Here is a 24,602-nt window from a genome sequence, read left to right on the forward strand (position 1 = left end):
ACGTGACGGTGGTGCAGCGGCCGGTACGCGCGGCGGGTTGCGTCCTGTGGCGCCGCGCGGCCTCCGAGGACGGCCTGGAGATCGCGCTCGTCCACCGCCCCAAGTACGACGACTGGTCCCACCCCAAAGGCAAGTTGAAGCGCGGCGAGAGCGCCCTGGCCGGCGCGGTGCGCGAGGTGGCGGAGGAGACCGGCATGGACTGCCGCCCCGGCGCGCCCCTGCCCACCTCCTACTACGTGGCCAACGGCCGCCCCAAACAGGTCCGTTACTGGGCAGCCGAGGCCCTCGCCGGCGCCTTCACCCCGAACACCGAGGTCGACCGCCTGGAGTGGCTCTCCCCGGACGACGCCCGCCTCCGCCTCACCCAGGAACGGGACCGGCCCCTGGTGGACGCGTTGCTCGCGGCGCTGCATGTGGCGTGAGGGCGCGACAGAAGCCTCAGCCTCTTGTCAGGCCTCGCCCCTGAGACGTCACGAGGGCCCTCCACGGGATACGTGGGAGGGCCCTCGGCTGTGAGTGTCGGGATCGGGATCAGATGGACTGCCCCTTGGCGTACGCCACGAAGTGGTTCCACTGCGGGGCAGGGAAGAGGAGCGCAGGCCCCTGAGGGTTCTTGCTGTCCCTGACCGGGACGGCACCGTGGGTGTTCGCGTGCTCCGGTGCCCACTCGATGCACTGTCCGCCGTTGTCGCTGTACGAGGATTTGATCCATCGGACGGGTTCGGTCACGGGGCGCCCTTTCGTAAGTCATTGATCATGGCCACTGACGCCGCTTGGGAGGGCGCGTCGGCCTGTAGTTGATGGTAGGCCGTCAGTATGGGCAGCACCGAGCTACTTTCCCGTTCGAGATGGCCCCGTTGGGCCGACTCCGCGTACGACATCAGCGAGCGGTCCGGCAGCGTCAGCACCGTGATCGGCAGGTGGAACGGGCGCCGCTCTCCCATGTCGAACGGGGCGACGTGGAGCACGGTGTTCGGCAGCTCGGCGAAATCGACCAGCCGCGCCAACTGTGCGTCCATGACGGCGGATCCGCCGATGGGCCGACGGATGCAGCTTTCGTCCAGCACTACGAACACCAGCGGCGGGGGCGTGCGGACAAGCGCTGCCTGTCGTTCCGCAACGAGCGACACCCGTTCGTCCGCCTGATCGGACGTGATCGCTCCGCGCTTGACGTGACTCCCAGCGAGCACGGACGCGTACTCCGGGGTCTGCAGCAGGCCCGGGATGATGCCCACTTCGTACAGCCGGATCTCCGCCGCCCGGCCCTCGTGTCCGACGTACTCCGGGAAGCCCTCCAACAGGCTGCCGTGCCGGATCTCGCGCCACTGACGCTCGAACGTGTCCACGGTGCCTTCGGTGCCGAACGTGCGGTCGGCGCTGCGCGAAAAGCGCAAAGTCGGGGGCTTCCGACCAGTTTCGACCGCGGAAATGTGCGTACTGGAATACCCCATGCGCTCGGCAAGCTCATCTTGCGTCCAGCCGCGTGCTTCCCGGGAGCTGCGTAAACGCGCCCCGAACGCTTCGCGAGGGCTATGGTCCGGCATCAACTCCTTGCGATTCAACGGGCTTTCACCAACGCTTCCTCCTCCTCTGACAGGTTGAACAGCTTTTGACTCTAGGTCACTCTGAACCGCGTCGGTAGTGGAATGACTACAGAGAGGAGCGGACTTTGCCCGGGAAGCGCACTCCCCCCGAAGGCCGTACTGCTCGGCACCGCACCGGCGCGAGCGATCCGGCAGGCGCAACAGCCGGAGCCGGCGACCCCCCGGAGCACGAGCGGACCGCGGACGACGACAGCGAGGCTGTGACGCACCTTCGCGCGCGCATGCATCAGGACTACGCGCGGTGGCAGCAGTACGGACCGCTGGGGCGGTCGCTGTGAACTGTGCCAAGTGCCGGACGCTGCGGGCCGAATTGGCGGATGCCGAACGGAGCGGCGACAAGACGAAGGCCGTCGACTGCCGCGTGCTGCTGCGGCGGCACCCCCAGCATGACGGAGTGCCGGTGGAGAGCGAGGGGGAGCACTGGGTTCCCCGGGCCATCCCCGAGCCCAACCCGGGCCTGGCCTCACAAGAGAAGGGAGATCGCGCAATGATCGCGAGCACCGAAACGACCGAGACCCTCACTCGTCCCTGGGGTGCCGGTCGGCTCGCCCCATACCCGACCACCGTTCGCCGCCTACACGCCACAGTCGCCATCGACCCCGCCACACAGCTCGGCGTCTTCCGCGACCGTGCCGGCAGCGTGGTCGAGATGGGCAAGCACGGCACCAGCTCCGGTACCGAGACCTCGACGACCACGAATTCGGACTCGCAGAACGACCAGGGTCACGACCAGGACAGTACGCAGGACTGATGACCGTGACCGAGGAAAGGCCGGTTCTCGTGGTCACCGAGGCGGACGATGTCACCGCCGACATGGTGATCGCCGAACTCAACCGGCGAAGTGTGCCGGTGGTCAGGGTCAATCCCTCCGACATCGGTAAGGGCCTGACGGTCTCGGCTCGGTTCGGTACCTGCCCGGTCCCGGTGGCCGGGCAGGTACGTACCCCGTCGAGAACCGCTGACCTGACTCACGTGCGGGCGGTGTACTGGCGCCGCCCCACCTGGCCCACTTTCCCGAACCTGAGCGATCACGATGCACGGTTCGCGGCTGCGCAGGTTCGCTACGGACTCGGAGGAACCCTCTACGCACTCGACGGCCCGTTATGGGTCAATCACCCGCTCCGCATTGCTGCTGCCGACTACAAGCCCGCACAACTCGCCGTTGCTCAGCGTCTCGGCCTCACCGTGCCGCCCACGCTCGTGACCAATGATCCGAGCGAGGCAAGGGAGTTCATTGCCGCCAACGGTCAGGTGATCTACAAGACGCTGCGGTGGACTCCGTACGAGCGAGACGGAGTCCCGGTGACGGGATGGGCGGATCCGGTCACGGCTGCCGAGATCGATGACGGCGTGTGCGTGACACCGCACCTGTTCCAAGCCCGCGTGAACAAGGTCGCCGACGTGCGGGTCCTGGTGGTCAGCCGGGAGGTGTTTGCCGTACGCATCGACTCCTGCCTTCTGGACTGGCGCAAGGACTACTCCGCACTCTCCTACGCCGTGATAGACCTGCCCGCCCGCATGAACAAGGCGCTTCTGGCCTACCTGGATCACTTCGGGTTGGTATCCGGGAGCTTTGACCTCGCCGTGGACCAGGAGGGGGACTACTGGTGGCTGGAGCTGAATCCGAACGGCCAATGGGGGTGGCTGGAGGGAGAGACCGGACTCGACATGTCCGCCGCATTCGCTGACCTGCTGACGCAAGGGAAAACCCATGACTGATACTGCGCCGGAGCGGCGTGCCCTCGCCGATCGACTGGAGAAGGCCAAAGTCCTCACCACTCCCGCATGGCGAGCCGCGGTGGAGGCCGTACCCCGTGAGCTGTTCCTTCACCCCGGAGTGTTCCTGCCCGAGGAAGGCGGCCGGTGGCGGCCGGTCACCGCGGTCGGGTCCGAGCCGGCCGAGTGGGCACAGATCGCCTACAGCGACCGGTCCCTGACCACACAGCTCGACGGACACCTCACCGCCGACCAGGTCAGCGATCTCGTGACGGGCTCTCCCACGTCGTCATCCACCACCCCGGTCACCGTGGTGTACATGATCGAGTGTCTGGAGGCCCAAGACGGACATCACGTGCTGGAGATCGGCACCGGCACCGGTTATTCCTCGGCTCTGATGTGTCACCGACTCGGCGAAGACAACGTCACGACGGTGGAAGTCGACCCCGCCGTCTCGGCCCGCGCGGACGCCGCGTTGGAGACGGCCGGATTCGAGACATGGACCGTGACCGGGGACGGGCTCCTCGGCCACCCCTGCCGCGCCCCGTACGACCGGGTCATCGCCACCTGTGCTGTCCGCCGCATCCCCTACACCTGGATCAGGCAGACCAAGCCGGGCGGCATCGTGCTGGCTACCGTCGGCGGCTCGTGGGGCTACGGCACGGGCCTGGCCAAGGTCATCGTGGGTGCGGACGGCACTGCCGAGGGCAGGATCACCGGCCGCTCCTCCTTCATGCAGGCGCGATCCCAGGCTGCACCACCGGTCTCCGGGGACCTGTCCGCCCGCACGGCCTACGCCGACAGCGAGCGACCGGCAGAGTTCCCGCCCGCCCTGCTGGAAGAGTGGATGCCGGCCTTCCTCGCCCAGCTCGCCGCGCCGGGTGCACAGTTCGTCCGCGCTGCGACGCGCGAAGGCGCCCAGCTTCTGTACGTCTTTGATCCGGAACGCGAGTCCTTCGCCGAGTTCATTGCAGCCGGCGATGCCTGGACGGTCCGCCAGGGTGGGCCCGTGGCTCTGTGGGACGACATCGAACGGGCTCTGACCGCGTGGCAAGACGCGGGAAGCCCCGACATTTCCGCCGTACGGCTCCGCATCACGGACACGACCCACACGTACTGGATCGAGGGCCACCCGCTGCTCATCTGGCAACACCATCTCGCCTGAGCGAGGGAGCTAATGCGCGCGCAATATTCTCCGCACGGATCCGAAACTGGCCTGCCGGATCCGTGATGCTGCGATTTCACCGGTGGGACGTAAAATCGCGGCATGGCACAGAAAGTAATCACCATCTACGCGGATGACCTCACGGGTGAAGAGACCGCCGAGGTCAGCACGCACACCTTGGCTCTTGACGGCGTCACTTACGAGATCGACCTGGGCCCGGACAGCTACGACAAGCTGCTGGAGGCCGTCGCGCCGTTCACGCGGGTGGGCCGCAAGACGCGTAAGTCCAAAAAGCCGCGGCAGGCGGCGCCGAGCGGCGAGGACACCGCCGCCATCAGGGCCTGGGCGAAGTCGAAGGGGTACGAGGTCAGCGAGCGCGGCCGGGTGCCCGCCTCCATTCGTGAGGCCTACGGGAAGGCCAAGAAATAGCCGGGAAAGCTGGAAAATCCGCCGGGGTCGCCGTTGCCGGGGGCCTCGGCGGGCGCCTGCCTGATTGAGCCGGACGCCGCTCGAAAAGGGGGGAGTGTTCACCATCGTCCCGAGGCGGGTCCGGCCGGTCCGCGGGTTCACCGGAATCGAGCGGCAATCGAGCAGCAATCGGACGCCATATCGCCGGATCACGGGTCTGCGGTGACCGGGGAATTAAATGGGACAATCAAGAAGCCATCTTTCTCCGAGGCCCGGGAAAGACCGGTGGCCGGTTCCCGGCCGGTTCCTGGTCGAGGGCCGCCCACCGAAACGTTCCGTCACCACTCGCTCACGTTCGGTGATTTCACGCCGTCCGAGGGGGCTTCCGGCCAACTCGGTCAGGCGAGGTTGTGCCGCCCGCCGCATACCGGACACAGTGGGCGAGGCGCCGGGTATGTGATGTTCCTGCCGCCGGGCCGTGTCTGGCTCTGTCTATCCCTTCTGCGTGGTTCGGGGGCTGGAAGCTGTGACGGTACGTGTGGGCGAGATCCGGGACATCCTTGAAGAGGCGGTGCCCGGTGCAGCCATCGAGATCCCGGCATCCTTTCTGGGCGACGGCGCGGTGGGCCTGGTGTTCCACGGCAGTGTGCTGCGCGTCGACGGCGCGCTGTGCGACGCCGAGGAGCTGTGGGTCACCGGGCGGACGGTCACCACCGCGTCCCCGGTGCCGGTGCCGGTACGCATGGAGTTCACCGGCGAGGACGGGCTGGTGACCGGAGCGCTGGCCGCCGCCGACCTGGGCGGCGGCCGTGCGCTGATGCTCGTCGAGGGTGCCCCGGCCGGCAACGTCGAACTCCTGCCCGGTGCCTGGGTGGTGAGGGACGGTCACTACCTTCCGCTGACCGGCAGGCGCCCGACGCCTCGGGTCGACCCGGGACGGCTGGACGGCCTGGGCCGGGCGCTGCCGCCGGCCCGTCTCCGAACCGCTGCCGAGCGCGAACGGGACCGCGCTCCACAGGCGTTGCTCACCGAACACGGCATCCTCACCCCCCGCCCTCCGGTGCGCCGCAGACAGGGCGTGCGCCTGCTCGAATCCCCCACGGTGCGCGGTTGGTCGCCGATCGGTACGCCCGGCGGGGAGAACGGTCTGAGCGTCGACTATGTGAACCCGCCGCTGCGGATCGCCGGGGCGCTGACCGCGCTGCCGGCCTCCCCGCCGTACAAGACCGTGGTGGGCGGGGTGCTGTTGGTGGACACCGGGGCGTTCAACGGCTCCGCCATGGGTGCGTACGTGGTGCCCGACGGCAGCGGGGCCCAGCCGTCCCTGTTCGCGTACGGGGCGCTGGGCAGCGAGACCGGGTTCGGCCCGCCGATGTTCCAGGTGCGCGGCATCTCGGCCGGGTTCGGCTGGAACAGCCGGGTGCGGGTGCCGTCGGCCGATGCGCTGGGGAGCTTCCCGTTCCTGATCGCCCTCGACAACCCGGGTGAGATCGGCGCCGATGACGAAGAGGTCGATCCGCTCAAGGTGCTGAGTGAGCTGATCGGCGGCTCCGCTCCGTGGGTGCGGCCGCAGGAGGGGGATCTGTGGTTCGCCGCCGGTCTGGCCTTCGACTGCTTCGAGACCCTGCGCGGCCACGCGATGGCGCTGGTGCAGACCGGCTCGGACCTGACGATCAGTCTGCTCGGGGTGGCCGGCGCCCAACTGCCCACCAAGAGCGAGAAGAAGATCGCCCGGGTGGAGATCGGCATCGAGGCCACGCTGCGGCCCACCGCGGGGGAACTGAGCATCGGCGCGGGCTTCACCGAGAAGACCTTCCTCATCGACCCGAACTGCAAGCTGCGCGGCGGCGTCGGGATGAAGTTCTGGTTCGGGGAGCACGAGTACGCCGGTGACTTCGCGCTGATTCTCGGCGCGGTGCCGCGGGGACGGGAGCTGCCCGCCCGCTATCCCCAACAGCAGCCCGCCGGCATCACCTGGGGCGTCGGCTCCACGGTCAACATCACCGGCAGCGCGTACGCCGCGTTCACCCCGAAGTCGCTGATGGCCGGCGGCGGACTGGACGTGACCTTCCAGTCGGGGATGCTGCGCGCCTGGCTCAGCGCCCGGTTCGACGCCCTGGTGGAGTGGAACCCCTTCTACTTCGATGTGGGCCTCGGGATCAGGGTCGGGGTCTCCGCCACCATCAAGGTGTGGTTCGTCAAGATCAGGATCTCCATCGAGGTCGGGGTCAGCCTGCGGGTGTGGGGGCCCGCGGTCGGCGGCGAGGCCACCGTCCACCTGTGGTTCATCTCCTTCACCATCGGCTTCGGGGCCGGCCGCCGCAGCGGCGAACCCGCCCTGGGCTGGGGCGGCTTCCAGGGCATGCTGCCCCCGCCCGAGAACATGGTGCGCACCACCCCGGTCACCGGCTACACCGGTGCGGGCGCCCCCTCCACCCGCGAGGGGGCCGCACCGTGGCTCGTCGACAGCGGCGGTTTCACCTTCACCGCCGACACGCAGGCGCCGGTCAGCAGGCTGTATCTGGACCGCGAGGGCACCACCCCGGTCGAGACCGACGACACGCTGGACATCCTCCCCATGCGGCTCAAGGACCGGCAGAGCGAGCTGCGGGTGTGGCTCAGTTACAACGGCGGGCCGGAGAGCCTGACGGACTGGGCTCGTACGGTGCTCCGCGGCAGCGTGCCCAACGGCCTGTGGGGGGAGAAGGCGGATGCCCCCGGTGAGGGGCTGATCCCGGGGCGGATTCTCGGGGTCCGGCTGGTGTCGCCGCCGGTGGACCACGGCACCTCCACCGGCTTCATCGACGAGAAGGGCCTCTCCTTCGACCCCATCGCCCCCGACGGCAACCAGCCGTTGTCCGCGGACGAGGCGGCGGCGGGGCTCGTGCCGGAGCGGCCCGGCGGGGTCATCGGCCTGATCGCGGGCGGGATCGACACCGCCGGCACCCGCGACCGGCGCGCCGCGCTGGCCGAGGCGCTCACCCGGCTCGGCGCCGGTCCGGGCTCCCTCGACCACGACCTGAGCGAGTACGCCCACGCTGCGGGCACCGCCTTCACCGCCGAACCGATGTTGGTGCCCGCGGGCTGATCCGCCCGGTCCGTATGGAAGGACCCGTCCAGCCGTTCGTACGGACGGATCCGCCCCGCCGGTTCGTACGGACGGATCCGCCCCGCCGGTCCGCGCACCCCCCCCGCGGGCCGGCCCGGCACCGCACCTCCCCGCCCTGTCCGCGCCCGCCACGGCGCCTTCCACCACCGCGTCCTGTCGAACACCGCGTCCTGTCGAAAGGCACGTCCGTGACCACCACCCCCGATTCCGTCCCCCGGCCCCGCACCAGCACCCCCGCCGCCCGGCACCGCACCCGGTTCTTCGACCACCGCATCCCGTCCCTCTACGCCGGCCGGTACCGGATCGACAACCGGCAGACCCTCCGGGCCGTCGACGGCGCCGACCGCGTCATCGACGCCACGCCGCAGCCGTTCGACGTCGTCCAGCCGCGCTTCGGCATCGGCCCGGCCGCCATCAACGCGCGCTTCCCCGTGCCGGACGCCGTCGGCATGTACGGCCAGACCCTCCCGCATCTCAACCTCGACGCCCCCGGCCTGCCGTGGAGCCGCCGGCTCGGGCCGGACCACCCGGGTGAAGTGCCCTGGATGGCCCTGCTGTTGTTCCGGGAGGACGAACTGCCCGAGGACCGGGACGCCGTTGGCACCGTCGCCGCCGGGACCGTGCGGGAGTTCCTCGACGGCGGGCTGGGGCCCGGCAAGACCCCCGTCCTGCCACCGGAGAGCCTGCGGCCCGAGGAGTACGCCGAGCACTGTGCGACGGTCCTGGTCCCGGCGGCGCTCTTCGACGCGGTCGCGCCGCTGCCCGTGGAGATGGGCTACCTCGCCCACGTCCGGGAGGGCGGCCCGCCCGACGCCACCCGTGCCGGGGACGACCCGGAACCGGACGAGAAGGAACTCAACGCGGTCGTCGTGGCGAACCGGTTCCCTGCCGCCACCGGTGGCCGGCACGTCGTGCACCTCGTCTCCCTCGAAGGCTTCGACGCGTATCTGACCGCCCCGGCCCCGTCCGAAGGTGTCCGGCTGGTCTCTCTCACCTGTTGGACCTTCACCAGCGAGACGGACTCCGGCATCGGCTTCGGCGATGTCTGCCAGAACCTGGCCACCACCGACGGCAGCACCCCGCGCCCCGAAACGGAGCTGCGGCTGCGGGTGCCGGCCGCCGCGCCGGACCGGCCGACGGCCCCGCAGCAAGAAGCCCTCGACCGGATGGCAGGCGGCGCGGTCGCGCTGCCGCAGCGCCTGGAGACCGGGGAGCGCACCGTCGCCTTCCACCGCGGCCCGCTCACCGCCCGGCCCGCCCCCCGGCTGCCCGGCCCGGCGGCGACCCGGCTGGAATCGCCCGGCGAAGCGCTGATCTACCTGGAGAAGTACGGGGTCTTCGACACCGCCTACGCCGCCGCCTTCACCGCCGGGCGGGTCCTCGCGCTGGCCGATGACCGGTTCCGTAGCGCGCTGATGGCGTTCCGGTCCGCCGCCCGCACCGCCGTGCGCCGCCTGGCGTCCCACCCCGAACTGGCCGGCCGGGCGGTGTCCGCCCGGCAGCTCACCGCACCGCTGGCCTGCGAATCCTTCGACCGGATGCTGCTGGACGGCGACGGCACCCGCTTCACACGGGCGGTGGACGGGGCCGGGCCGGATCTGCGGGCCGGCCGGCGCCGGACCGTCGCCACGGGTGCCCGCCGCACCTCCGCGGATCCGCGGGCCCTGCTCGCCGACCCGGGCGTCGCCGATGCCCTGACCCGCGCCGCCGCGGACGAGTTCACGACCGTGACCGACTGGCTCGACCGGCTGCGGCGGCTGGAGATGCTCGGGCTGGAGCACCTGGTGCCCGACGACCGGGCCCTTCCGCCGGAGAGCATCCGTTTCGCGTACGCCGACCCCTGCTGGATCCGGGCCGCGGTGGACGGGGCCCTCAGCATCGGCGTCGGCCATGCGCTGGACGCCGATCTCAACGCACTGGCCACCACCGGCGGACCGGTCCCGGCCTGCGCGGTGCTGCTCCACTCCCAACTGGTCCCCGACTGGCCCCGGACCATCATCACCGCCTACGCCGGCGGCACACCCGTCGAGCCGCTGCGCAGCGCCGTCTACGGCACCGACATCCAACTCCTGCTCTACCCGCGGCTGATCGACCGCTTCGAGCTGGCCGAACCGCCCCGCGGTATCTGCTTCGGCATCGGCGACACCGGCACCATCGAGCTCCGCGAGATCAGCGGAGACCGCATCGGTTACCCCAAGGGCGAGTTCCCGAAGCCGGCCGGCTTCGGCCGCTTTCTGCGCTCCGGCGGCCGCGATGTGCTCAATGTCCACGGCAGCGGCGACGCCCTGGTGCCCGCCCTGTCCGCGGCGCACGGGGTGGAGCGGATCTCGTCCGCCCAGTTCGCCCTGCAGTTGATCAACGCCCCGCAGGTGCAGACCTTCTCCCGGCCGTGACCGTCACCCGCTGAGCGACGAACGAAAGGACCCACCGGACCATGTCCGTGGACACCACCCTGGTCGTACCGGTCGAGGTCGCCGCGCTGGCCGTCAACCGGCAGACCCGCGACACCGGCAACGAGCACGTGATCAACCGCTGGATCACCAACTTCAAGGACATCGGCGACGGCGTGCCGCCCGAGCCGGAGCCCTTCTCCAGCCCCGAGGAATGGACCGGCCGCGAGGACCGGCTCGGCGTCTACCTCCAGTGGGAACTCCCCGCCGCGCTCACCCGCGGCCGGCACGACGAGGAGGAAGGCGTCGGCGACTTCCCGCTCGTCCCCAACCGGTGGCTGGTCGTCCGCCACACCGACACCACCCGCGCACTGACGGCCTGGGTCGTCGAGAGCGACTATCTCGACCCGATGGACGGCACCGTCTCCTTCCAGGACCCGGACAGCGACGAACCGGCCGCCACGCTGATCGGCAAGTGCCACGAACTCACCGGCCCCTGGCGCGAACCGCCCACCGGGCACGCGCCCTTCCTCACCGCGATCGGTCCGGGTCTGCTCACCTTCTCCGTCTTCCAGCCGTACAACACGAACGTGTTCTCCCTGCACGACACGCTGGAGGGGGTAGCGGACACGGAGCGGCTGAGCTACTTCGTCGCCGGCTGGTACGCCGATCCGGACAGCGACATCCTGGCCGGCACCGACGACCTCGCGACCCTCCTGGACCGCTTGCAGTGGACCAAGCCCGCCGGTTCCGGCAGCGGCATCCGCACCTCCGTCTACACCGGAACCGTGCTCGGCCTGGACTGGGACCTCACCGGCCCGGTCCCGGACTCCGACTGCCCCCACCGCGACGACGTCACCGCCATCGTCGCCAACAGCGTCGCCGAGGCAGCCGCCGAGCTCGGCTCCCAGGCCGACGGCGACGGAGCCTTCGACGCCCAGGAGGCGGAGCTCTTCCGCGCCTTCCTCCTCGGCGGCATCGACGCCCTCGACGAACGCGACCGTCCCGAGGCCGACATCCTCACCGACCGCCGCGCCCATGACACCGCCTTCGGCCCGGTCCCGGGCGGCTACCGCTGGTTCATCGGCGAACGCGACGCCGACCCGGACGCCGACCCCACCCCACCGGCCGCCCGCGCCGCAGAGGCGGACACCGTCGCCGAACTCAACCGCAAACAGGCCGAGCACGACGCCACCGAAACCGCCCTAGACGCCGCCCGGGAGCGCCTCTACCACCTGTGGTGGCTCAGCCAACTGCCGCGCCAGTCCGACGAGTTCCGCGACCGGATCGAGGACGAACTCGACCTCACGTACGCCGAGGGCGCCGCCGGCCAGGTCACCGCCCTCGCCCGGCGGCTCGCCGACCAGCGCCGCACCCTGCCCTGGGGCAGGACCGAAGCGGAGCTGGCCGCGCGGACGGCCGCCCTCTACCCCGCCCACGGTCCGCGCGCCGCCCGCCGGCTGCTCCGCGTCCCCGCCCAGGACTACGACTACAGCGCCGACCCGGTCCTCGCCCTCGACGGCGCCCACCTGCACGCCCCGCTCACCCGGGACGCCCCCCTGCCGTGCCGCACCCCCGAGCGACTGGTCACCCGCGCCTCGGGCATCACCACCGCCGACGTCGCCGCCGTCGCCCGCCAGCTCGACCTCACCCATCAGCCTGCCTGCTTCCCGGCCCTGCTCAGCGAGTTCCTCATCCTCGACCGGGCCCTGAACACCGGCGCGATCAGCAATGTCACCGGCACCCTGCCCGCGTACGGCACCACCGCCTGGCGCATGCCGTGGCAACCGCTCTACCTGCTGTGGAAGGCCGAGTACTTCCCGCTGCCGTTCCGCGAAGACGACACCGACCACTGGGCGTTCATCGAACGCTCCCGCTACCAATGGCAGGGCACCGGCGAACCCGGCACCCCCCTGATCGTCTCCGGACGGCAGATGCTCGCCCCCGCCGCCGGGCACTGTCTCGACGGTGCCCTGGAGAGCTACGCCCGCCTGCGCACCGGCCTCCCCGCCGACACGATGCGGCGGCTGCGCACCGGCGCCCGGGAACGCGACCTGCTCTCCCAGACCCTCGACGGATTCGGCGCCGCCCTCGCCCAACGCCGGCCGCTCTCCGGCCTCCAGCCGACCGGGGAGACCGCCGCGCTCATCGGCAACGGCGATTACCCGCCACCGGACCCCGGCGGCCTGCCCGCCAGCGACTGGGACGAGTGGCCCCCCTCGACGTTCCAGCAACTGCGCGCCGGCCAGCTGGCCTTCCTCGACCTGGCCGTCGTCGACCGGTTCGGCCGCGCCGTCAACCTGATCGGCGACCCGAGCCACTTCCGGCCCGAGATGTCCCGCACCATGCGACCGGCCCACCCGGTCAGCGGCTACGACAGCGACCGCCTCGTCGAACTCGGCCCGCGACTCCTCCAGCCCGCCCGGCTGCGCTTCGACTTCCTGTCCGCCGCCGCGGACGACGACGTCGACCTGACCCCCGGTGCCAACCCCGTCTGCGCATGGCTTCTCCACAACCGCCTCGACAGATCCCTGGTCGTGTACGCGCCCGACGGCGCCGCACTCGGCGAACTGCGGGTGACGCTGAACGGCGCCGGACGGCACGAGGTCTCCTGGTCGGTGCTGCCCGGCTCGGAGGTGACCGACTTCGACCAGCTGCGGGCCCGCTCGCGGCACGCACACGACCTGCTGCACGCGGTCAAGAGCCGTGGCCCGCAGACCTTCGATGCCCTCCGGGCCACGGTCGACCGGACCCTGGAGACCATCGACCCGGACGGCCCCGCCGACCCGGGCCTGGGCTTTTTCCTGGGCCGGCCGCTCGCCCTCGTACGCACCCGGCTGACCATGGACCTGCACGGCCCGCTGCGTACCGATGTCAGCTGGCAGGCCCTGTTCGACCCGCCGCAGCCGGAACTGCCGGACTACCCCTGGGCGATCCGCCTCGGCGAGGCCGCGCAGACCGACGACGGCCTCGTCGGATACGTCCTCGACGACGACTACGACCACTTCGAGACGGTGATCGACCCGGCCGCCGGCAGCGGCAGCTATCTGCGGCCGATCGGCGACGACCCCAGCCTGCACCTGAACTTCGGCGACCACCGCACCGCCGTCGCCACCGTGCTGCTGGATCCGCGCGCCGCCGTGCACGCCACCACCGACATCCTCGCCACCAAGCGCGTCTTCGTCCCCCAGGAATTCACCGACCGGGCCATCGCCCGGATGACGGTGAACTTCCGTACCGGCCCCCTGCTGGCCGCCACCACCGAATTGCGGGGTGCCCGGGACGAGGTCGAGGAAACCGTGCTCATGCCCACCCCGGCCGGAGTCGTGGGCGGTTGGACCTGGACCGAGCAGCGCGGCGGCGCCTGGGAGCAGCTCCCCATCCTCAGCCAGGACCAGTACGACCTGCCCCTGGCCCGGCCCGAACTCCGCTCCGGCTTCCTCACCCTCGACGACGCCGCCGCGCACAGCCGCACCGACCGCTGAGACCGCATCACCATGCGGGCCGCGCCGCGCCCCTGTTCCGGCAGCGGACGGCGCGGTCCCTGACGGCTGAAGGAGCACCCGATGGCCCTGGTTTCCCCGACCCGCACCGTAGACACCACCGCCAACGAACCCCTGCTGGCGTACACCCTCACCACCAGTCCGGACCCGTTGAAAGCCTCGCCGGAGAATCCCCAGGTGCCCGAGGAGAAGGGAGAACTCCAGATCGTCGGGTCACGGCACAGCGGTACACCGGCGGATGTGCAATGGATCAAGGTCAAGGTCCCGGCCGGGCCGATGTCGCCGGACCTCGCCACGGACCTGGCCAAGGTCACCCCACGGATCAGCCTGTCCGGCTGGTCGGTCCGGCTGGACGCCGCCGCGAAGGAATTCGTCTTCTCCCCGTCGGCCGGCCATGCGCCGATCGGCCCGGAGACCGGATTCACCATCCAGCTCTCCGATATCCCGGTCAACCGGAAGGTCGGTACCTCGCCGATCACCATCACCGAGAGTTCCCGCACCGGATCGAGCGCTTTCCAGTCCCGGGCCACCACATTCCACGTGGGGAAATTCCCGGCGGACTTCTACCTGCGCAACCTCATCTGCACGCCCCTCGTCATCAACAACGGCGGCGAGGTCACTCTGAACTGGGAGCGCTCCGCCAACGCCACCTATGAGCTGCTGTACGGCGACACCAATCTGGATGTCACCAACGACACCAGGAAGCGCATCACCAACGTGAAATCGGATACGACCTTCTATCTGCGGGGCACCACCGGGGACGCCTCGAACCCCGTGGTGCGAATCCTGTCCGCCCAGGTATCCGTCATCAAGCCGGACCTGGAGATCGGCAACCTCATCGTCCACGGCAGCACGCAACTCAACGGTGCCACCAGCACCAAGAACCTCACCGTCGGCGGCACCGCCAGCCTGAATGGCGCCACGACCACCAAGGACCTCACGGTCAACACCGCAAACACCCTGCACGTCCGGACCATCGAAGGCAGTGGTTCCTACGGGGCGCTCGCGATCGGGGGGCGGCTGACGCTCTCCACCGCGGGACGCGAGGTCAATGTCCTGAGCAAATTCACCGTCGCCGGTACCACGCAGCTCAACGGTGCCACCACCACCAAGAACCTCACCGTCGATCCCGGCGCCGACGGCTACCTCTGGCTCAAGACGGGCCGCCTCGACACCGCCGCGGGAACCCACCTCAACGCCTACGGCACCGTCGGAATCTTCAAGAACAGCTCGCAGACGCTCCATTCCAACTACATCTCCTCCGGTTTTCCAACAACGACGTACCAGGCGAACGGTGCCGGATTCCTCACCGTCGTCATGACGTGTCTGTACTTCACGTCCAACACCGGCTGGCGGGAGCTCAATGCGTACTTCACCGCGCAGGCGACCACGGCCGGCGTGACACATTCCATCTCCGTACCGCAAGTGACTTTCAGCGGTTCGCCGCAGTCGAAGAACCAGATGTCCGTTCCCGTCGCAAAGGGTGGCACCGTCAAGGTGTCCCTCGACAACACCAAGCTCTCCGGTGGCCAGGGGAACGGCTACTTCTCCGTGTACTGGACCCCGCTCGGCGGTGGACCCAACCTGACGCAGGTAGCGGCCGCCGATATGCCGGAGCAGGACGAGGCAGCCGAGGCAGAGGTCCCCGAGACCTTCTTCTCGGACGCGCCGGCGGACTCCACGGCGGAGCCGTCGGAAGGGTGACGGAGCCGCGCGACGCATACTGGACCGATGCTGTACGCGGAAATCGAGATCGGCTCGTTCCTCAAGGCGCGCCGCGCGGCGCTCGACCCGGCCGAGCTCGGCCTGCCCGGCGGGGTGAGCCGGCGCCGGGTGCGCGGGCTGCGGCGCGAGGAGGTCGCCCAGCTCGCCGGCATCAGCGTCGACTACTACACCCGCATCGAACAGGGCCGGGCGCACGCCATCTCCGACTCCGTCCTGGACGCCATCGCCCGGGCGCTGCGGCTCTCCGGCGGCGAGGTGACCTATCTGCGCAACATCGCCGTGCCCCGGCGTCCGGGTGCGGTCGACTGCCGCCCCGCCGCCTCGGGCCCCACGCAGACCGTGCGCCCGGAGATCCGGCAGCTGCTGGACGCGATGGAGACCACCGTCCCGGCCATGGTCATCGGCCGCGGTCTGGACATCCTGGCCTGGAACACGCTCGGCGGCCGCTTCGCCTTCGACCTGGAGGCGCTCGCCCCGGACCGGCGGAACACCGCGCTGCTGGTCTTCCTCGACCCGGTGGCGCGGGCCCTGCACCCGGACTGGGAGGCGAAGGCCGTGGAGGTGGTCGGCAATCTGCGTGCCGACAGCGGCCGGCACCCCGACGACCCGCGGATCTGTGCGGTGGTCAATGAACTCCTCGACCACAGCGCGGACTTCCGGCGGCTCTGGGAGACCCAGGCGGTGTACGAGTGCCTGCGCGGCACCAAGCGCCTGCTGCATCCGCACGTCGGCGAGCTCCTGATCACCTTCGAGAGCTTCCGGCTGAGCACCGACCCCGACCAGGCACTGGTGACGTACACGGCCCCGCGCGGGTCGGAGACGGAGCGCCGGCTGCGGGAGCTCGGGGCGCGGGCGGCGGACGAGCGGCGGGCCATGGCGGCCGCGGGGGCGGACGGGTAGCTGCCGCGCGGGGGCCGGGTGGCTCAGCCCCTGGGGGCCAGGGCCTCCCACCGCACCGTGATCTCCCCCTGGCGGCGGCGCCGGGGGTCGCCGGCCAGCGGCCAGTCCGTGGCCAGGGCCTGGACGGCGGCGCGCCACCGCTGGCGTGCGCCCAGCGCGCCCAGCGGGGCGGCCGCGGCCCAGGCGCGGTCGAAGTCCCGGAGGAAGGCATGGACCGCCTCGCCCGGGACATTGCGGTGTATCAGCGCCTTCGGGAGGCGTTCGGCCAGGTCGGAGGGGGTCCGGAGGGAGCCGAGCCGGGTGGCGAAGGTGACCGTGCGCGGCCCCTCGGGGCCCAGCGCCACCCAGACGTGGCGCCGTCCGATCTCGTCGCAGGTGCCCTCGACGAGCAGCCCGCCGGGCGCCAGCCGGGCGCACAGCCGCTGCCACACGGCGGCCACCTCGTCCTCGTCGTACTGCCGCAGCACATTCGCGGCCCGTATGAGGACCGGTGCCCCGGTACGCGGCCCCGGCAGCGGCACCTCGAAGCCGCCGTGGACGAAGTCCAGCCCGGGCCGCTCGTAGGACCGGGCGGCCACGACCCGCGCCGGATCTATCTCTATGCCGACGACCCGGGCGTCCGGCCGGACCGTCCGCAGCCGGCCGAGCAGCTCGACCGCGGTCCAGGGCGCCGCGCCATAGCCCAGGTCGACGGCCACGGGGTCGGCGGCGCGGCGCAGCACGGCGCCGTGTTCGGCCGCTATCCAGCGGTCCATGCGGCGCAGACGGTTGGGGTTGGTGGTCCCGCGGGTGGCGTTTCCGACCGGTCGGGACGGTGCGGATGCCGGGGCGGCGAGGACGGAGGGGCGGCGGGCCATGCCGTCGAGAGTATGGGGTGGCCGGAGGCGGGCCGGCAGCCGCGGTACCGCCGGCCACCCCGGCAGACCGCCCACCGAGGTCCCGTCCGACCCTTCCGCCCGCCGTGACGCCGAGCCGCCCCCACCGCGGTACCCCCACCCCGCCCTTGGTCACGCTTTGGCAAAGTGTGGGTGGAGCGCTCCGGGCGGAAATGGATGACCGGGGCCTGTTGTTGGACGGGGTCGGAGGCGTGCCGCCCGCCCCGCCTAGGAGGTAGCTCGACGTGAGCCCATACGTGTCCCGGCTCCGCAGCCGTCCCCATGGCCAGTTCGCAGGCCAGGCCCGGCTGCGCCTGCCGGGCAGCCCCCGTCGCCCGCGCCGGGTGGCCATGCTCAGCGTCCACACCTCCCCGCTGCACCAGCCCGGTACCGGCGACGCCGGCGGCATGAACGTCTACATCGTCGAGCTGGCCAGGAAGCTCGCCTCGATCAACATCGAGGTGGAGATCTTCACCCGCGCCACCACCGGCACCCTCCCGCCCGCCGTCGAGCTCGCCCCCGGCGTCCTGGTACGGCATGTGGACGCCGGTCCGTACGAGGGCCTGGCCAAGGAGGAGCTGCCCGCGCAGCTGTGTGCCTTCACCCATGGCGTGATGCAGGCCTGGGCCGGTCAGCGCCCCGGCCACTACGACCTGGTCCACTCCCACTACTGGCTGTCCGGCCATGTCGGCTGGCTGGCCGCCGAACGCTGGGGCGCCCCGCTGGTGCACGCCATGCACACCATGGCCAAGGTCAAGAACGCCGCCCTGGCCGCCGGCGACACCCCCGAGCCCGCGGCTCGGGTCATCGGCGAAACGCAGATCGTGCGCGCCGCTGACCGGCTGATAGCCAACACCGCCGAGGAGTCGGACGAGCTCGTGCGGCATTACGAGGCCGAGCCCGGCAAGGTCGCGGTGGTCCACCCCGGTGTCAACCTCGACCGCTTCCGGCCCACCGGCGGTGCGGTCACCGAGAGCCGGGCCGCGGCCCGGGCCCGCCTCGGCCTGCCCCAGGACGCGGTCATCCCGCTCTTCGCCGGCCGCATACAGCCGCTGAAGGCCCCCGACGTCCTGCTGCGGGCGGTCGCCGCCCTGGTGAACGAGGACCCCTCGCTGCGCTCCCGCCTGGTGGTGCCCGTAGTGGGCGGCCCCAGCGGCAGCGGGCTGGCCAAGCCCGAGGGCCTGCAGAAGCTGGCCGCCCGGCTCGGCATCGCCGATCTGGTGCAGTTCCGCCCGCCGGTCGGCCAGGAGCAGCTCGCCGACTGGTACCGCGCCGCATCCGTGCTGGTCATGCCCTCGTACAGCGAGTCCTTCGGCCTGGTCGCCATCGAGGCCCAGGCCTGTGGCACCCCGGTGATCGCGGCCGCGGTCGGCGGTCTGCCGGTGGCCGTGCGCGACGGCGTCAGCGGCTTCCTCGTCGCCGGCCACGACCCCGCCGACTACGCCCGCGCACTGGGCCGTTTCGTCGCGGACCCGGCCCTGCCCGCCCGGATGGGCACCGACGCCGCCCGCCACGCCCAGTCCTTCGGCTGGGACACGGCCGCCGCGGCGACCGCCGAGGTGTACACCGCCGCGATGCAGGAGCGGCGCCGTCACCTACGATCGCCCCATGGCTGACGACGCGCGACAGGTGATCGAGGCGGCTCTGGACGACGCCGGCCTGGAATGGGAGAGCCCCACCGACGGCACCTATGTCGTCAAGCTCCCCGGCACCCGCAAGCTCTCCACGACCTGCTCGCTCATCGTCGGCAAGCACTCGCTCTCCATCAACGCCTTCGTCGTCCGGCATCCCGATGAGAACGACGCCGCCGTGCACCGCTGGCTGCTGGAGCGCAACACCCGCCTGTACGGCGTCAGTTACGCCATCGACAAGCTCGGCGACATCTACCTCGTCGGCAAACTCCCGCTCGCCGCCGTCACCCCCGACGAGCTCGACCGCATCCTCGGCACCGTCCTGGAGAACGCCGACGGCAGCTTCAACACCCTGCTCGAAATGGGCTTCGCCACCGCCATCCGCAAGGAGTACGACTGGCGGGTCTCCCGCGGCGAATCCACCCGCAATCTGGACGCCTTCGTGCATCTGACCCAGGGGCGCGGGCGGGCGGAGGCGTAGGCGCGGGCTCTTCCCTCCTGAACTCCACCTGCACCGCCCCCGCGTGACCCGAGGTCGGCGACCCAGCCGGCCAAACACCACCCCGGCGTGCCGTTCGGCCTGACGGGTCAAATACGCATGCGGTCCACCCGGAAAGCTCAGCTCTTCGCTCGTGGGTGACGTGCGCGCGGGAGGAAACGTGGCATAAAGGCTGACTGTGGGTCATATCACTACGGTGATTCGGATGGCCGACGCTGTGTCTCCCTTCGCAGTAGGCAGAAAGGAACATCTCCTATGCGCACTGCCCGTACTTTGTTCGCCTCAGCCGTCATCACCGCGGTGCTCGCGGTGACGCCCGCCGCGTTCGCCTCGTCCGCGGTCGAGGGCCCCGCCACGGACGGTGGATCGTCGGTGGCGAGCTCCCGCCACGACGATGACCGGAGAGGCGACGAGGACCACCGCTGGGGTCGCCACCACGACAAGTGCAAGCACCACCACCACCGGCGTCACCACCACCGTCACCACCGCCACCACCGGCCGGTGGGCGGTATCCACACCGGCGGCGGATGGCTGGCGCACTCCTTCCGCTGAGCCGATTCCCGCCCGCTCGTGACCGGCTGAGCCGGGAGAAGGCCGTGCAGGACGCCGCCGGGGCCCGTGAAAAGGGCCCCGGCGGCGTCCTCATGAGGGGGCCCGGCGGTCGGCCCCGTCGGCGGCTACGGGATCTCGTGCCGCACCAGTGCGCGGGCGAACGGCTCGCCGGCGGCCTTCGCGTACGCCCTCCGCACGCGGATCTCGGCGAGCGTGCGGGGGCGGTAACCCGGCCCGCCACAGCAGCTCTTGTGGAAGCGGATGCCCGCGTGCAGCAGTACCGAGAGCACCCGCCAGCCGGCGGTGTCGCGGCGCCGCGGCGGTGCGAACGCGGAACCGGCGTGGATCAGCGGCTCCGCACAGCGCGGGCAGCGTCGTTCGTGGGCACCGGCGTAGGGCTCGGGGTAGGGCTGCTTGTACGAGGCCCGGCAGGGCAGGCAGACGAAGGACGTTTTCCCGGGGGGCATGCCGGGAGCGTATCCGCGGCGGGGGCGGGGTTCGACGGGATTTCCGGGGGTGCGCCGACGCGCCGGGCGGTGTGCGGCTCCTGCCCGGGCAGTCTCCGCAGCAGCAGCCCGTAGCCCGCCGCGGCCGCCGTGCCGACGGCCGCGCAGCCGGCCCACAGCGCATCGGCTCCGTAGTGGTCGATGACCGTGCCGCCGAGCAGAGGGGCCGTCAGGGAGGCGATGGACCAGGACAGTGCGTAGATCCCCTGGTAGCGGCCGCGGCCGTGCACCGGCGAGAGGCGGACCACCAGGCCCATCTGGGTGGGGGAGTTGATGATCTCGCCGAGGGTCCAGACGGCGACGGCGACCGCGTACATGGCGACCGAGCCCGCCAGCGCGGTGAGCCCGAAGCCGTAACCGGCCAGCAGGGCCGAGCCGACCAGGAGCATCGCCGGGCTGCGGTGCTCGATGAACCGCGTGACGGGGATCTGCAGCAGGACGATCAGGATGCCGTTGACGGCGATGACCATGCCGAAGTCGGCGCTGGAGAAGCCGTCCTGGCCCATCGACACCGGCATCGAGACGTACGCCTGCTGGAAGAGCAGGGCGAGCAGCAGATTGAGGCCGACGACGGTCATGAAGCGGCCGTCGCGCAGAACGGTGCGCAGGGAGACGGCCGCGGGGGCCGGAGGGCCGGGAGCCCCGGCCGCGTCCTGGCCGTGGCCGGGGCGGGTCTCCGGCAGCTTCCGGAACACGACCAGGGCGCAGGCCAGGACGAGCGTGGCCTCGCCGAGGAAGAGGGCCAGATAGCCGTGCTGGGCGATGAGTCCGGCGGCGGTGGAGGAGACGGCGAAGCCGAGGTTGATCGCCCAGTAGTTGAGCGAGAAGGCGCGGACGCGGTCCTCGGGGGCGACGATGTCCGCCATCATCGCCTGCACGGCGGGGCGGGAGGCGTTGGACGCCATCCCGACCACGCACGCCACCGCCGCGATGCCCACCGGGTCCGTCATGAAGCCGAGCAGCGCCACCGAGGCCGCCGTCGACAGCTGCGCGATCAGCATCGTCGGCCGGCGGCCGAGCCGGTCGGTGAGCACCCCGGCGCCCACGGAGGAGAGCACCCCGCCGAGTCCGTAGAGCGCGCCGACCAGGCCCGCGTACGAGGCGGAGTAGCCGCGCTCGACCGTCAGATAGAGGGCGAGGAAGGTGGCGACGAAGGCGCCCAGCCGGTTGATCAGGGTGCTGGTCCACAGCCACCAGAACTGCCGGGGGAGTCCGGAGACGCTCTCCACGGCGGCGCGGCGCAGCCGGGCCGGCAGGGTCGGCCGAGGTGGAGCTATAGGCGTGGGCATGACAGTTCCCCCGAGGAATGGTGCGGCGCGGCGTGGTCGTGAAAGCGGCGGGTGGCGGCTGCGCGACGACCGGATGGGCGTAAGCGGTGCAACCGACGACCGCAACCTACTTTCGGGGCGGTGTGCCTCGCCACTGAATTGACCGGAAGCCTCAAACGTCACCGGGAAGCCCAGGTTCTGGACCCCCGGAGGGCCCTCCCCGGGATTCGATTACGCTCGACGCCATGGCCGACGCACCGTACAAGCTGATCCTCCTCCGCCATGGCGAGAGCGAATGGAACGCGAAGAACCTGTTCACCGGCTGGGTGGACGTCAATCTCAACGAGAAGGGCGAGAAGGAGGCAGTCCGCGGCGGAGAGCTGCTCAAGGACGCCGGCCTGCTCCCCGACGTAGTGCACACCTCCCTCCAGAAGCGCGCCATCCGCACCGCGCAGCTGGCCCTGGAGTCTGCCGACCGCCACTGGATCCCGGTCCGCCGCAGCTGGCGGCTGAACGAGCGCCACTACGGTGCGCTCCAGGGCAAGGACAAGGCGCAGACGCTGGCCGAGTTCGGCGAGGAGCAGTTCATGCTCTGGCGCCGCTCGTACGACACCCCGCCGCCCGCGCTGGCGGACGGCACCGAGTTCTCCCAGAGCGATGACCCGCGCTACGCCGACATCCCCAGCGAGCTGCGCCCGCGCACGGAGTGCCTCAAGGACGTCGTCACGCGCATGCTGCCGTACTGGTACGACGGCATCATCCCCGACCTCCTCGTCGGCCGTACGGTCCTGGTCGCCGCGCACGGCAACAGCCTGCGCGCCCTGGTCAAGCACCTCGACGGCATCTCCGACGAGGACATCGCCGGCCTGAACATCCCCACCGGCATCCCGCTCGCCTACGAGCTCGACGCCGACTTCCGCCCGGTCAACCCCGGCGGCACCTACCTCGACCCGGCGGCCGCCAAGGCCGCCATCGAGGCAGTGAAGAACCAGGGGAAGAAGAAGTAGGAACCCGCAGTCGAGCCCCCTGCCCGCGGTTTTTTCCGCAGGTGGGGGGCTCGGTGCTGGGCGGGGGCGGGGGCCGCCCGGGGTGCGGCTCGACCCGGCGTGCCGCGGCGTGCGGGGGCAGCATGGAAGAGGGGCACATGTCCGCAACCTGGAGGATGAGACAGATGCCCAAGTTCATGGACATCCACCGCGGTATGGAGGGCCTCACGGCCGACCAGCTGAAGGCGGCGCACCAGGCCGACCTCGCCATCGAGGCCCAGGAGGGCGTGCACTTCGAGCACGCCTGGGCCGACCCCGACTCCGGCGACGTCTTCTGCCTGTCGGAGGCGCCCTCGGCGGGCGCCGTGCAGCGGGTCCACGAGCGCGCCGGCCACAAGGCGGACGAAATCCATCCGGTGCCGCTCAGCGTGTGACGCGGACCTACGGCCACCGGGGACGAGGGGACACAGACACCGGCAACGGCAGCGGCCCCGACCGGAAGATCAACCGGTCGGGGCCGCCGTCGCGCTGTGCCGTCGAGCTCGCTAGCAGCCGCCGCCGCACTGGCACGGTCCGCCCGACTGACAGCCGCAGCTGCAGCCGGGGCCGCAGCTACAGGCGCCGAGCACCGGGAGCCGTGGGCGCTCGACGACCGTCGGGGCGCCGTGGGGCGCGGGGTAGTGGGAGTCCGCCATGGGTGCCATGCATTGCCTCCTAGGGGTCACCTGGTGCCCATTGCATGCCCGGGCGACCAGGCGCGTCAACGGCGCGCGGAGGCATACGTCAACCGCGCACGGTGGCACCGGAAACGGACTCCCGCCCTTCGCCCGCCGCCGCGGTCAGGCGCCCTCCACCGCCGTCGACGAGGAGGCGATCTCGTCGGCGTGCTCGCCGGTGACGAGGTAGACGACCCGCTTGGCGACGGAGACCGCGTGGTCCGCGAAGCGCTCGTAGTAGCGGCCCAGCAGGGTCACGTCCACGGCGGTCTCGATGCCGTGCTTCCAGCGGTCGTCCATCAGGTGCTGGAAGAGGGTGCGGTGCAGCATGTCCATCGCGTCGTCGTCCTGCTCCAGCTGGAGCGCGAGGTCGACGTCCTTGGTGATGATGACCTCGGCGGCCTTGGCCATCAGGCGCTGCGCCAGCTGCCCCATCTCCAGGATGGTGGCGTGCAGATCGCGCGGTACGGCCGTCTCCGGGAAGCGCAGCCGGGACAGCTTGGCCACGTGCTGGGCCAGGTCGCCGGAGCGCTCCAGGTCGGCGCTCATCCGCAGCGAGGTGACGACGATCCGCAGGTCGGTGGCGACCGGCTGCTGCCGCGCCAGCAGGGCGATCGCCCGGGCCTCAAGGTCGCGCTGGAGGTCGTCGACCTTCTCGTCGGCGGCGATGACGGCCTCGGCCAGCTTGAGGTCCGCGTCGAGAATCGCCGTGGTGGCGCGCCCGATCGCGGAGCCGACGAGCCGGGCCATCTCGACCAGGCCCTCGCCGATCGAATCAAGCTCCTCGTGGTACGCGTCCCGCATCTGTGACCTTCTCTCGCATCGAGTGGTGGTGTGGGAGGTGGCACGGGGTACAGGTGACCTCTGCCCACGCTCTCACGGTCAGTGCCCGCGCGAGCCGGATCCCAGGAGGGTGATGGCCCATGGAGCCAGCACTCCGCGGTGCCGTGTGCCGGCGGGGCCGACGCCCCTCGGTCACTCCGGGTGCCCGGTCGCGCGACGGTGCGGAATTGCTCCGGCACCCGCACCGTCACCCTGCGGGCGCCGCG

Annotated in this window: 21 protein-coding genes; 15 read left to right on the plus strand and 6 right to left on the minus strand. The window is 71.1% G+C overall.

What is annotated here, in order from left to right; translation table 11 throughout:
- Positions 1-2 precede the first annotated feature (2 nt).
- Positions 3-422, plus strand: a complete 420-nt coding sequence (locus tag BKA18_RS21350; protein WP_366047600.1) for an NUDIX hydrolase — start codon at positions 3-5, stop codon at positions 420-422.
- 109 nt (positions 423-531) lie between these two features.
- Here BKA18_RS21350 and BKA18_RS21355 read toward each other — a convergent pair whose 3' ends face one another.
- Entirely contained in the window at positions 532-729 is a 198-nt protein-coding gene (locus tag BKA18_RS21355) for a DUF397 domain-containing protein (protein ID WP_366047601.1), read from the minus strand.
- Positions 726-1,562 carry a helix-turn-helix domain-containing protein gene (locus BKA18_RS21360; protein ID WP_366047602.1) on the minus strand — a complete coding sequence of 279 codons (837 nt, stop codon included), beginning with the start codon at positions 1,560-1,562 and terminating at the stop codon, positions 726-728. The genes BKA18_RS21355 and BKA18_RS21360 overlap by 4 nt, the downstream gene beginning before the upstream one ends.
- Positions 1,563-2,091: 529 nt before the next feature.
- Here BKA18_RS21360 and tgmA point away from each other — a divergent pair.
- From tgmA to BKA18_RS21405, 9 genes are all read left to right on the plus strand, one after another.
- Positions 2,092-2,355: a putative ATP-grasp-modified RiPP gene (tgmA, locus tag BKA18_RS21365; RefSeq protein ID WP_366047657.1), complete on the plus strand. Its 264-nt coding sequence runs from the start codon at positions 2,092-2,094 to the stop codon at positions 2,353-2,355.
- On the plus strand, positions 2,355-3,323 hold the full coding sequence (tgmB, locus tag BKA18_RS21370; protein ID WP_366047603.1) for an ATP-grasp ribosomal peptide maturase: 969 nt from the start codon (positions 2,355-2,357) through the stop codon (positions 3,321-3,323). Before tgmA ends, tgmB begins: the two co-directional genes overlap by 1 nt.
- Complete coding sequence (tgmC, locus tag BKA18_RS21375) at positions 3,316-4,485, plus strand: ATP-grasp peptide maturase system methyltransferase (protein WP_366047604.1); 1,170 nt, start codon at positions 3,316-3,318, stop codon at positions 4,483-4,485. The genes tgmB and tgmC overlap by 8 nt, the downstream gene beginning before the upstream one ends.
- A gap of 102 nt (positions 4,486-4,587) precedes the next feature.
- Positions 4,588-4,914, plus strand: coding sequence for a histone-like nucleoid-structuring protein Lsr2 (locus BKA18_RS21380; RefSeq protein ID WP_006603908.1), 327 nt, complete (start codon positions 4,588-4,590; stop codon positions 4,912-4,914).
- A 505-nt stretch (positions 4,915-5,419) separates the two neighbouring features.
- The gene (locus BKA18_RS21385) at positions 5,420-7,981 is read left to right on the plus strand and encodes a DUF6603 domain-containing protein (RefSeq protein WP_366047605.1); all 2,562 of its coding nucleotides are present in this window, start codon (positions 5,420-5,422) and stop codon (positions 7,979-7,981) included.
- 209 nt (positions 7,982-8,190) lie between these two features.
- A complete protein-coding gene (locus BKA18_RS21390) occupies positions 8,191-10,395 on the plus strand; it encodes a hypothetical protein (RefSeq protein WP_366047606.1) in 2,205 nt (734 codons plus the stop codon).
- A gap of 41 nt (positions 10,396-10,436) precedes the next feature.
- Positions 10,437-13,877: a hypothetical protein gene (locus BKA18_RS21395; protein ID WP_366047607.1), complete on the plus strand. Its 3,441-nt coding sequence runs from the start codon at positions 10,437-10,439 to the stop codon at positions 13,875-13,877.
- 81 nt (positions 13,878-13,958) lie between these two features.
- A complete protein-coding gene (locus BKA18_RS21400) occupies positions 13,959-15,599 on the plus strand; it encodes a hypothetical protein (protein WP_366047608.1) in 1,641 nt (546 codons plus the stop codon).
- Between the two features lie 27 nt (positions 15,600-15,626).
- Positions 15,627-16,520 carry a helix-turn-helix domain-containing protein gene (locus BKA18_RS21405; protein WP_366047609.1) on the plus strand — a complete coding sequence of 298 codons (894 nt, stop codon included), beginning with the start codon at positions 15,627-15,629 and terminating at the stop codon, positions 16,518-16,520.
- A gap of 23 nt (positions 16,521-16,543) precedes the next feature.
- Here the strand turns inward: BKA18_RS21405 and BKA18_RS21410 are convergent, their stop codons facing one another.
- Positions 16,544-17,377: a class I SAM-dependent methyltransferase gene (locus BKA18_RS21410; protein WP_366047610.1), complete on the minus strand. Its 834-nt coding sequence runs from the start codon at positions 17,375-17,377 to the stop codon at positions 16,544-16,546.
- Between the two features lie 263 nt (positions 17,378-17,640).
- Here BKA18_RS21410 and mshA point away from each other — a divergent pair, with 263 nt between their 5' ends.
- The 3 genes from mshA to BKA18_RS21425 all read left to right on the plus strand — a co-directional run bounded on the left by mshA (position 17,641) and on the right by BKA18_RS21425 (position 20,077).
- On the plus strand, positions 17,641-19,011 hold the full coding sequence (gene mshA / locus BKA18_RS21415; RefSeq protein WP_366047611.1) for a D-inositol-3-phosphate glycosyltransferase: 1,371 nt from the start codon (positions 17,641-17,643) through the stop codon (positions 19,009-19,011).
- Positions 19,004-19,507 carry a type III secretion system chaperone family protein gene (locus BKA18_RS21420; RefSeq protein WP_366047612.1) on the plus strand — a complete coding sequence of 168 codons (504 nt, stop codon included), beginning with the start codon at positions 19,004-19,006 and terminating at the stop codon, positions 19,505-19,507. The genes mshA and BKA18_RS21420 overlap by 8 nt, the downstream gene beginning before the upstream one ends.
- 273 nt (positions 19,508-19,780) lie before the next feature.
- Complete coding sequence (locus tag BKA18_RS21425; RefSeq protein WP_366047613.1) at positions 19,781-20,077, plus strand: hypothetical protein; 297 nt, start codon at positions 19,781-19,783, stop codon at positions 20,075-20,077.
- Positions 20,078-20,202: 125 nt separating this feature from the next.
- Here the strand turns inward: BKA18_RS21425 and BKA18_RS21430 are convergent, their stop codons facing one another.
- Both BKA18_RS21430 and BKA18_RS21435 read right to left on the minus strand, forming a co-directional pair.
- Positions 20,203-20,514 (minus strand): deoxyxylulose-5-phosphate synthase, encoded by a 312-nt coding sequence (locus tag BKA18_RS21430; RefSeq protein WP_366047658.1) that lies wholly within the window; start codon positions 20,512-20,514, stop codon positions 20,203-20,205.
- Positions 20,424-21,872, minus strand: coding sequence for an MDR family MFS transporter (locus tag BKA18_RS21435; protein ID WP_366047614.1), 1,449 nt, complete (start codon positions 21,870-21,872; stop codon positions 20,424-20,426). The genes BKA18_RS21430 and BKA18_RS21435 overlap by 91 nt, the downstream gene beginning before the upstream one ends.
- Positions 21,873-22,096: 224 nt before the next feature.
- Here BKA18_RS21435 and BKA18_RS21440 point away from each other — a divergent pair, with 224 nt between their 5' ends.
- Both BKA18_RS21440 and BKA18_RS21445 read left to right on the plus strand, forming a co-directional pair.
- Positions 22,097-22,858 (plus strand): phosphoglyceromutase, encoded by a 762-nt coding sequence (locus tag BKA18_RS21440; RefSeq protein WP_366047615.1) that lies wholly within the window; start codon positions 22,097-22,099, stop codon positions 22,856-22,858.
- Between the two features lie 164 nt (positions 22,859-23,022).
- A complete protein-coding gene (locus BKA18_RS21445; RefSeq protein ID WP_006603895.1) occupies positions 23,023-23,271 on the plus strand; it encodes an SCO4226 family nickel-binding protein in 249 nt (82 codons plus the stop codon).
- A gap of 405 nt (positions 23,272-23,676) precedes the next feature.
- On the opposite strand, the gene phoU is transcribed toward BKA18_RS21445, so the two are convergent.
- Positions 23,677-24,357, minus strand: a complete 681-nt coding sequence (phoU, locus tag BKA18_RS21450; RefSeq protein WP_006603894.1) for a phosphate signaling complex protein PhoU — start codon at positions 24,355-24,357, stop codon at positions 23,677-23,679.
- Positions 24,358-24,602 lie beyond the last annotated feature (245 nt).

The organism is Streptomyces auratus, from assembly GCF_050433025.1.
GTDB lineage: Bacteria > Actinomycetota > Actinomycetes > Streptomycetales > Streptomycetaceae > Streptomyces > Streptomyces sioyaensis.